9 protein-coding genes and 1 pseudogene are annotated in these 8,990 nt (G+C 71.7%); 8 read left to right on the forward strand and 2 right to left on the reverse strand.

From position 1 onward, the window contains the following. From NS331_RS25325 to NS331_RS03000, 5 genes and pseudogenes are all read left to right on the forward strand, one after another. Positions 1–122, forward strand: a pseudogene (locus NS331_RS25325) (integrase core domain-containing protein); the annotation flags it as partial. Between the two features lie 65 nt (positions 123–187). Continuing rightward, positions 188–478: a BufA1 family periplasmic bufferin-type metallophore gene (locus tag NS331_RS02985; RefSeq protein ID WP_058640533.1), complete on the forward strand. Its 291-nt coding sequence runs from the start codon at positions 188–190 to the stop codon at positions 476–478. Between the two features lie 18 nt (positions 479–496). Further along, positions 497–1,351, forward strand: coding sequence for an MNIO family bufferin maturase (bufB, locus tag NS331_RS02990; protein WP_058640534.1), 855 nt, complete (start codon positions 497–499; stop codon positions 1,349–1,351). A gap of 143 nt (positions 1,352–1,494) precedes the next feature. Beyond that, positions 1,495–2,217 (forward strand): HvfC/BufC N-terminal domain-containing protein, encoded by a 723-nt coding sequence (locus tag NS331_RS02995; RefSeq protein WP_058640535.1) that lies wholly within the window; start codon positions 1,495–1,497, stop codon positions 2,215–2,217. Further along, positions 2,214–2,696, forward strand: a complete 483-nt coding sequence (locus NS331_RS03000) for a DoxX family protein (RefSeq protein ID WP_058640536.1) — start codon at positions 2,214–2,216, stop codon at positions 2,694–2,696. The genes NS331_RS02995 and NS331_RS03000 overlap by 4 nt, the downstream gene beginning before the upstream one ends. A gap of 88 nt (positions 2,697–2,784) precedes the next feature. Here the strand turns inward: NS331_RS03000 and NS331_RS03005 are convergent, their stop codons facing one another. Together NS331_RS03005 and NS331_RS03010 are read right to left on the reverse strand one after the other, a co-directional pair. Beyond that, positions 2,785–4,236, reverse strand: a complete 1,452-nt coding sequence (locus tag NS331_RS03005; protein ID WP_058640537.1) for a diguanylate cyclase domain-containing protein — start codon at positions 4,234–4,236, stop codon at positions 2,785–2,787. A 50-nt stretch (positions 4,237–4,286) separates the two neighbouring features. Further along, positions 4,287–5,225: a LysR substrate-binding domain-containing protein gene (locus tag NS331_RS03010; RefSeq protein WP_058640538.1), complete on the reverse strand. Its 939-nt coding sequence runs from the start codon at positions 5,223–5,225 to the stop codon at positions 4,287–4,289. 100 nt (positions 5,226–5,325) lie between these two features. Here NS331_RS03010 and NS331_RS03015 point away from each other — a divergent pair, with 100 nt between their 5' ends. The 3 genes from NS331_RS03015 to NS331_RS03025 form a co-directional block, all read left to right on the forward strand. Beyond that, entirely contained in the window at positions 5,326–6,312 is a 987-nt protein-coding gene (locus NS331_RS03015; protein WP_058640539.1) for a Bug family tripartite tricarboxylate transporter substrate binding protein, read from the forward strand. Positions 6,313–6,367: 55 nt separating this feature from the next. Continuing rightward, positions 6,368–7,894 (forward strand): UxaA family hydrolase, encoded by a 1,527-nt coding sequence (locus NS331_RS03020; RefSeq protein WP_058640540.1) that lies wholly within the window; start codon positions 6,368–6,370, stop codon positions 7,892–7,894. Positions 7,895–8,071: 177 nt separating this feature from the next. Then, positions 8,072–8,990: aldehyde dehydrogenase family protein (locus tag NS331_RS03025; RefSeq protein ID WP_153012731.1), on the forward strand; the 919-nt coding region annotated here is incomplete at its 3' end.

Below are 8,990 nucleotides of genomic sequence, written 5' to 3' on the forward strand. Positions count from 1 at the left end.
CCACCGCCTGGCTGCCAGCTTTCCTGCGCTACTACAACTGCGAGCGCCCGCACTGCGCTCTGGGGCACAAGCCCCCAGCCTCCCGCCTTTGTGGGAACAACCTATTGCAACTCGACAACTAGCAGACGGTCGCCGCAATGGCGGTGGCCGATTCCGCCCTTCCACCCTTTCGACAGGAGCTTTCACCATGACCTCGACCCGTCCCCTCGCCACCACCGCCTTCCTGCTCGCCGCCCTGGCCGGCGGCATCGCCCATGCGCAGGACAGCAAGCCCGCCGACAGCATGGCCAGGATGGAGAAGTGCTACGGCGTCGCCCTGGCCGGCAAGAACGACTGCGCCGCCGGCCCCGGCACCACCTGCGCCGGCACCTCCAAGGTGGACTACCAGGCCAACGCCTGGAAGAACGTGCCCGCCGGCACCTGCACCAGCATGAAGACGCCCAAGGGTATGGGCTCGCTGACGCCGATGAAGTCCTGATCGCCAGGCCGCATCGCCATGCCACGACAGCCGCCGCAGCCCGGCGCGGGCCTGGGCCTCAAGCCGCAGCATTTCGACGAGGCGCTGGCCGCCGATGCCGACGGCCTGTGGTTCGAGGTGCATCCCGAGAACTACATGGTCGACGGCGGCCCGCGCCTGGCCTGGCTGGAGCGCATCGCCGCGCGGCATCCGCTGTCGCTGCATGGCGTGGCGATGTCGCTGGGCGGTTGCGAGCCGCTCGATGCCGCCCACCTGCGGCGATTCCGCGGCCTGGTGGACCGGCTGCAGCCGGTGCTGGTCTCGGAGCACCTGGCCTGGTCGCGCGCGGGCGGCCGCTACCTGCCCGAGCTGCTGCCCGTGCTGCGCACCGATGCGTCGCTCGCACGCATCGCGGAGCGCGTGGACCGGGCGCAGCAGGCACTGGGCCGGCGCCTGGCCATCGAGAACCCGTCGCACTACCTGCGCCTGGATGGTCACGGCTGGACCGAGACCGACTTTCTGGCCGAGCTGGTGGCCAGCACGGGCTGCGGCCTGCTGCTGGACGTCAACAACGTGCAGGTGTCCTGCCGCAACCTCGGCCAGGATGCGGTGGCCTACCTCGACGGCTTTCCGGCCGAGGCCGTGATGGAACTGCACATTGCCGGCCATGCGCCCGACCCGGTGCATGGCGAGGCCCTGCTCGTGGACACCCACGACCGCGCCGTCGCGCCCGAGGTGTGGGCCCTGCTCGCGCGCTTCGTGGATCGTCACGGCCCGCGGCCCGTGCTGCTGGAGCGCGACGGCGACGTGCCCGGCTTCCCGACGCTGATGGCAGAGCGTGCCCGCGCCCAGCGCTGCCTGGACGGCATCGCCCTGCCGGAGGCCTTGGCATGACGGCGCACGCGCGAAGCGCCCTCCCCGGGCCCGCGTCACCGCCCCCTCCCGCGACCGAAGCGGGCGCCCCGCCACGTGTCGCATCGCGGCCGCTGCCCACGGCCGACCCGGCGGCCGATTTCGAACACCTGCTGCACCTCGCCGTGCTGGCGCCCGACGCCGCAGGACCGCTGGCCGACCAGCCCGGCCTGGCCATCTACCGCAACGGCATCCGCCGGGCCTGCATCGAGGCGCTGGTCGCCAACCATCCCGCCACGGGTCGGCTGCTGGGCGAGGACTGGCTGCGCAGCGCCGCCGCCGAATACCTGCAGCATGCATGGCCCACCGAGGCCAGCCTGCTGCGCTACGGCGACAGCCTGCCCGACTTCCTGGCGGGGCTGCCCTCCACCGCGGGCCTGCCCTGGCTGCGCGCGGTGTGCCGGCTCGATCGGCTGTGGCTCGACGCCCACGCGGCGGCCGACGCGCAGCCGGTGGATGCCGGCCTCTTCTCTGCGCTGGCACCCGAAGCCCTGGGCCAGGTGCGGCTGCGCCCCCTGCCCTCGGCCCGCTGGACCTGGCATGCCGACATGCCCGCCTTCGCGATATGGCAGGCCGCGCGGGCCGGGGCGGAGGCAACCGACCTGGCCGGGCTGCCCTGGGCGCCGGACGGCGCGCTGCTCGTTCGAGCCGGCGAGGCGGTCGAGTGGCATGCGCTGGACCGCGCCGGCTGTGCCTTCCTGGACGCCTGCGCCGACGGCCGGACGCTGCTCGAAGCCAGCGGCCAGGCCATGGCGGCCGACCCCGGCTGCGCCATCGCCCCGCTCATCGGCCAACTGCTCGGCTGGCAGGTGCTGAGCCTCGATCCCATCCGGACGGACCACCCATGACCACACCTTTTTCTGCCGCTTCGTCCACCACGCCCGGCGAGCGCCTCGCCGCCGTCGGCCGCCGCGCCGCCTGGCACGACGCCCTCGCGCTCATCGACCGCGTGGCCATCGCGGCCATCTTCTGGCAGTCGGGCCGCACCAAGGTCGACGGCTGGTTCCACATCAACGACAGCGCCTACGAGCTGTTCCGCACCGACTACCGGCTGCCGCTGATCCCGCCCGAGCTGGCCGCGCAGATGGCCGCCGCGGCCGAACATGTGCTGCCCGTGCTGCTGGTGCTGGGCCTGTTCACGCGGCTGCCCGCGCTCGGCCTGCTGGGCATGACCCTGGTGATCCAGCTCTTCGTCTATCCGTCGGCCTGGCCCACGCACCTGTCCTGGGCCGGGTTGCTGCTGTACCTGCTGGTGCACGGTGGCGGCCGCTGGTCGATCGACGGCTGGCTGCAGCGACGACGCACGCGGCCGGCGCCGAAGGCGTGAACGGGGCCGCCCGGTCGACAGCCAGCAGTGCTCCACCAGGAAGCGGGGCCCGCGTCTGCCCTGGGGCGCCACATGCTGGCGGCCGTGCTCAGGCGCGCGTGGCGCCCTGATCCTCCGCCTCGCCCATGTGCACGACCGCGAAGGGCAGCGACTTGTCCCGCTTGGCCGTGTACATCGCCACGTCGGCGGCGTGGATCAGGCCGTGGGCGTCAAGCCGGTCGCCGGGTGCGGTGCCGAAGCCGATGCTGCAGCCGATGCGAAGTTCGAAGCCCGAGACGCGCATCGGCGACGCCAGCGCGCCATGGATGCGCGCCGCCACCTTCGACAGCTCCAGCGGCGACGGATCAGCCCGGTCGAGAAACACCACGAATTCGTCGCCCGACAGCCGCGCGATGAAGTCGCCGCGTCGGCAGCTGTCCTGCAGGCGCGCGGCGAACTGGCGCAGCACCTCGTCGCCGGCCGCATGGCCATGCGTGTCGTTGATGTGCTTGAAGCCGTCGAGGTCGATGAAGGCCATCACCGCGGCAGCGCCGGCGCGGGCCGTGCGCGCCAGCGCCCGTTCGAGTTCGGCGAACCAGGCGGTGCGGTTCGGCAGGCCGGTCAGCTGGTCGGTCATGGCCAGCGCCTCCATGGCCTGGGAATCGCGTGCCTGCACCGTCACGTCGTGCATGGTGCACACGGCGCCCAAGCTGTGGCCGTCGGGGCCGGTCAGCGGACTGGCGTTGCAGCTCACGGTGCGCGGCTCCACGCCCGGTGTGCGGATCACGATGATCTGGCCGCGCACCTTCTCGCCGCCCAGGGCCCGGGCCAGCGGCACGCGCTCGGGTGCGAGCAGGGTGCGGCCGTCGGGCTCGCACAGGCCGAAATGCACCGGCCACTGCGACGGCGGCATGGCGCGCGGGTCCACGCCGTGCCATTCGCGGGCCGTGCGGTTGAACTCCTTCAGCGTGCCCTGGCCATCGCAGGTCACCACCCCGTCGGGCAGCGCCTCCAGCAGCTCGGCGATGGCGGCATCGCGGCTCTCGCTCAGGATGCGCTGGCGCCGCGCCTCCAGCAGGTCCGTGGCGCGGGCCGCCAGGCGCCGCAGCGACTCGCGCTGCACCTCGGTGAGCTGGCGCGGGCGGGTGTCCATCACGCACAGCGTGCCGTAGCGCCAGCCGCCCGGCCCGGTGAGTGGCATACCTGCATAGAAACGCACGTGCGGCGACCCGACGACGATGGCGTAGGCGGCAAAGCGGGGATCGAGGCGGGCATCGTGCACCTCCAGCATGTCGCGCTGGGCGATCGCATGGCTGCAGAAGGCCTGGCTGCGTGGCAGGCTCTCGACGTCGGTGCCGCAGCGCGCCTTGGACCACTGGCGGTCGGCGCCGATGAGGCTGACCAGGCCGACGGAAACCTCACAGACCGTGGCGGCGAGCCAGGCGATGTCGTCGAAGCTGGCTTCGGGGGCCGTGTCCATGACCTGCAATTCGGCGAGTGCCTGCAGGCGCCCGGCTTCGTTGATGGCCCCGGCGCCTCGGTTGTCGTGGGAGATCGGCAAGATGCCTCCTTCATCGTGCGGCAAGGCCATGCTAGCGGAACCGGTAGCGCTTACTGTGGCGCATCTGTGCCGGCGGCACGTAGGCAATCGAGCAATTGCAGCGCGGCCGGCGACCGCCGGCGGCCGCGCAGGGTGATCAGGCCCACCGGCGGCAGCTCGATGGGCACCGGCAGCGCCAGCACCCGGTAGCCCTCGGCCTCGAAGCGGCGGGCGACGGTCTCGGCGACGAAACCCACCGCCTGCAGGTCGCGCACGAAGGCGAAGGTGGCGAGGAACGAGGCCGTCTCCACCACGTCGGCCGGCGGCACCAGCTGGTGGCGGTAGAACTGCTGGTTCAGCTTGATGCGCGACGACGCCCAGGCCGGCGGCATCACCCAGGGCTGGCGCGCCAGCTCCGGCCAGCCCGGACTGCGCCGTCGCGCGGCCAGGGGATGGTCCCGGTGCACCACGATCACCATGCGCTCGGCGTACAGCGGCTCGGTGTCCAGGTCCGGCGAGGCATAGCCGGGCTCCAGCCGGCCGACGATCAGGTCGAGCTCGCCGACCCGCAGGCGCGGCAGCAGGCGGGTGAGGTCGCCCTCCTCGATCAGCACGGTGGTGAGCGCGCTGCGCTGCTTGAGCAGGCGCACCGCCGCGGTCAGCAGCCCCGGCATGGCGACCACCATCGCGCCCACGGCCACGCGACCGGCGCCGCCGCTGGCGACGGCGTCGATCTCCTCCCGGGTGCGCTGGTAGTCGGCCAGCACCGAGCGGGCGAAGCGCACCACCGTCGCGCCATAGGCCGTGGGCTCGGTGCCGCGGGTGGAGCGGGTGAACAACTGCAGCGCGAACATGCGCTCGATCTCGGCCAGCACCTTGGAGACGGCCGGCTGCGTGACCGACAGGAACTCCGCCGCCCGTCCGAGATGCCGGAATTCGTCGAGCGCGACCAGCAGCTGCAGGTGCCGCAGCTTGAGGTTGGAGCGCAGAACGCGGTCGATGTCAGCCATGGCCCAGCATAACCAAAACGGCATGAAGCCAGTCCACTCTTTCATTGGTGCTTCATGAAGCGGCCCACCAGAATCCGCCGCAACACAACAGGAGACCGCGATGAACACTTCCCGCCGCCGCTTCGTGCTCGGCAGCCTGGGCACGGCTGCCGCCGCCGGACTTCCCGCCTGGCAGACGGCCAGCGCCGCGGCCTATCCCGAACGGCCGCTGATCTTCCTGTGCCCCTGGCCGGCGGGCGGCACGGCGGACGTGACCATGCGGGCCCTGTGCACCGCCGCCTCGCGCGAGCTGGGCCAGTCCATCGCGGTGGAGAACAAGACCGGCGCCTCCGGCATGATCGGCCTCAAGGCCCTGGCCTCGGCCAGGCCCGACGGCTACACCATCGGCCAGATTCCGATCTCGGTCACCCGCTTCTCGCAGCTGGGCATGGTGCAGGTCGACCCGCTGAAGGACCTGAGCTACATCGCCCGCGTGTCGGGCCAGACCTTCGGCATCGCGGTGCGCAGCAACGCGCCGTGGAAGACGCTCAAGGACCTGGTGGCCGACGCCAAGGCGCGGCCCGGCCTGGTCACCTACGGCACGGCCGGCTTCGGCGGCGCCACCCACGTGGGCATGGAGGAATTCGCCATGGCCGCCGGCGTGAAGTTCAACGCCATTCCCTTCAAGGGCGGCGCCGACGCGCTGGCCGCGCTCATGGGCGGCCACGTAGACGTGCTGGCCGATTCCAGCTCCTGGGCACCACAGGTGCGCGCCGGCCAGCTGCGCCTGCTGGCCACCTGGGGCGAGCAGCGCTCGGCCGAGTTCAAGGACACGCCGACGCTGCGCGAGGCCGGCTACGACGTGGTGGTCGATGCGCCCAACGGCATCGGCGCGCCCGCGGGCGTGCCGGCGCCGGTGCTGGCCCGGCTGCGCAGCGCCTTCAAGGCCGCCGCCGCCAGCCCCGAGTTCACCGCCGCCTGCGCCCGCATCGACGCGCCGCTCATGTACCTGGACGCGCCCGACTACCAGAAGTACGTCTCTGCCACCATGGACAAGGAGAAGGTGCTCATCGAGCGCCTGAACCTCAAGGAGCTCCTCAAGAGCTGACCGCCCACAGGTCGCCCGACCGGGTGACCGACACCACCGCCCTGCCCCAACCACGATGCCCGACGCCGCCACCCTGATCCGCCTGCACGCCAACGACAACGTGCTCATCGCCCGCGCGCCCCTGGCGCTGGGCCAGCCGCTGCCGGAGCTGGGCCTGCGCCTGCGTGCCCAGGTGCCGGCCGGCCACAAGATCGCGGCCCGCCGCATCGCCGCCGGCGAGCCGGTGCGCAAGTACGACACCGTCATCGGCGCCGCGGCCCGCGACATCGAGGCGGGCGAGCATGTGCATTCGCACAACATCGTGCTCATCGACTTCGACCGCGACCCCGGCTTCGGCCAGGACGTGCGGCCGGTGGACCATCTGCCCGAGGCCGAGCGCGCCCGTTTCATGGGCATCGTGCGGCCCGATGGGCGGGTGGCGACGCGCAACTTCGTGGGCCTGATCTCCTCGGTCAACTGCTCGGCCACCGTGATCCAGCGCGTGGCGGCCCATTTCACGCCCGAGCGGCTGGCGGCCTATCCCAACGTGGACGGCGTGGTGGCCTTCGCGCAGAGCAGCGGCTGCGGCATGTCGTCGCCCAGCGAGCATTTCGACGTGCTCCGGCGCACCATCGCCGGCTATGCCAACCATCCCAACCTGGCGGCGGTGCTGATCGTCGGCCTGGGCTGCGAGCGCAACCAGGTGGCCGACCTGGTCGCCTCGCAGGGCCTGGCGGCCGGTGAGCGCCTGAAGACCTTCGTGATGCAGGAGGTGGGCGGCACCCGCGCCACCATCGAGGCCGGCATCCGCGCCGTCGAGGCGATGCTGCCTGCGGCCAACGACGTGCAGCGCGTGCCGGTGTCCGCCAGCCATCTCAAGGTGGGGCTGGAATGCGGCGGCTCGGACGGCTTTTCGGGCATCACGGCCAACCCGGCCCTCGGCGCCGCCATGGACATCCTGGTGCGTCACGGCGGCACGGCCATCCTGTCGGAGACGCCGGAGATCCACGGCGTCGAATACATGCTCACCCGCCGCGCCATCAGCCCGGCCGTGGGCCAGAAGCTGCTGGACCGGCTCGCGTGGTGGGAGCGCTACACCCGCGGCCACAACGGCCAGTTCAACGGCGTGGTGGGCCCGGGCAACCAGGCGGGCGGCCTGGCCAACATCTTCGAGAAGTCGCTGGGCTCGGCCATGAAGGGCGGCACCACGCCGCTGCGCGCCGTCTACGAGTACGCCGAGCCGATCACCGAGCACGGCTTCGTCTTCATGGACTCGCCCGGCTACGACCCCGTGGCCACCACAGGGCAGATCGCCAGCGGCGCCAACATGATCTGCTTCACCACCGGCCGCGGCTCCATGTTCGGCAGCAAGCCCGCGCCCACCATCAAGCTGGCGAGCAACACGCCCATGTACAGCCGGCTGGAAGAGGACATGGACATCAACTGCGGCCTGGTGCTCGACGGCGAGCTGGACGTGCCGCAGATGGGCGAACGCATCTTTGGGCAGATCCTGCGGCACGCCAGCGGCGAGAAGACCAAGAGCGAGGCGCTGGGGCTGGGCGACCACGAGTTCGTGCCCTGGCACCTGGGGATCGTGAGTTGACACCCCCCATGCCGCTTCGCGGCTCCCCCCTCTCTGTCGCCTTCGGCTTGGAGGGGGGCGCACCCAGAGGCCTGGCAAAGCCAGTTCCTCGGGTGCACTGGCATGGCCTGCTCCGCGGCCTTCGGGCGCCCCAGGCGATCCCATCACATTTCACTCGCCACATTTGAGCCCCGACCCATGTCCCTGACCCTTTCGCGTGCCGAGCTGGTGCGCACCGCCAATTTCATCGATGGCCACTGGCGCGACGACGCCGAGGGCCGGCTGGCCGTGACCGATCCCGCCACCTGCGAGCGCATCGCGCAGGTGCCGGATTCCGGGCCGGCGCAGGCCCGTGCAGCCGTCGATGCCGCGCAGGCAGCCTTCGGCGCCTGGCGCAAGCTGCCGGCGCGTCAACGCGCGGCCATCCTCAAGCGCTGGAACGACCTCGTGCTGGCCCACCAGGACGACCTGGGCCGCCTCATCAGCCGCGAGCAGGGCAAGCCGCTGGCCGAGGGCAAGGGCGAGGTGGCCTATGCGGCCAGCTACATCGAATGGTTCGCCGAGCAGGCCACGCGCATGAATGGCGAGGTGATCCCGGCGCCCGTGCCGGGCCGGCGCATGTTCGCGCTGCGCGAACCGGTGGGCGTGGTGGCCGCCATCACGCCCTGGAACTTCCCGGCCGCCATGATCGCCCGCAAGATCGCGCCCGCCCTGGCCGCCGGCTGCACCGTGGTGTGCAAGCCCGCCGAGGACACGCCGCTCACCTCACTGGCCCTCGTACTGCTGGCCCACGAAGCCGGTGTGCCGCCCGGCGTGCTCAACATCGTCACCGCCTCGCGCGAGCGCACGCCTGCGGTGGTGGATGCCTGGCTGGACGATCCGCGGGTGCGCAAGATCACCTTCACCGGCTCCACGCCGGTGGGCAAGCACTTGGCGCGCCGCAGTGCCGACACGCTCAAGAAGCTGTCGCTGGAGCTGGGCGGCAATGCGCCCTTCATCGTGTTCGAGGACGCCGACCTCGATGCGGCTGTCGAAGGCCTGATGGCGGCCAAGTTCCGCAACGGAGGGCAGACCTGCGTCTGCCCCAACCGTGTGTTCGTGCACGGCGCCGTGCACG

The organism is Pseudacidovorax intermedius, assembly GCF_001476815.1.
Lineage (GTDB): Bacteria > Pseudomonadota > Gammaproteobacteria > Burkholderiales > Burkholderiaceae_C > Xenophilus > Xenophilus intermedius_A.

Excerpts from the sequence above, each read along its gene's own strand:
- NS331_RS02985 (WP_058640533.1), top strand. The coding sequence starts at position 188 with ATGACCTCGACCCGTCCCCTCGCCACCACCGCCTTCCTGCTCGCCGCC.
- NS331_RS03020 (WP_058640540.1), top strand. The coding sequence starts at position 6,368 with ATGCCCGACGCCGCCACCCTGATCCGCCTGCACGCCAACGACAACGTG.
- bufB (WP_058640534.1), top strand. The coding sequence starts at position 497 with ATGCCACGACAGCCGCCGCAGCCCGGCGCGGGCCTGGGCCTCAAGCCG.
- NS331_RS03010 (WP_058640538.1), bottom strand. The coding sequence starts at position 5,225 with ATGGCTGACATCGACCGCGTTCTGCGCTCCAACCTCAAGCTGCGGCAC.
- NS331_RS03000 (WP_058640536.1), top strand. The coding sequence starts at position 2,214 with ATGACCACACCTTTTTCTGCCGCTTCGTCCACCACGCCCGGCGAGCGC.
- NS331_RS03015 (WP_058640539.1), top strand. The coding sequence starts at position 5,326 with ATGAACACTTCCCGCCGCCGCTTCGTGCTCGGCAGCCTGGGCACGGCT.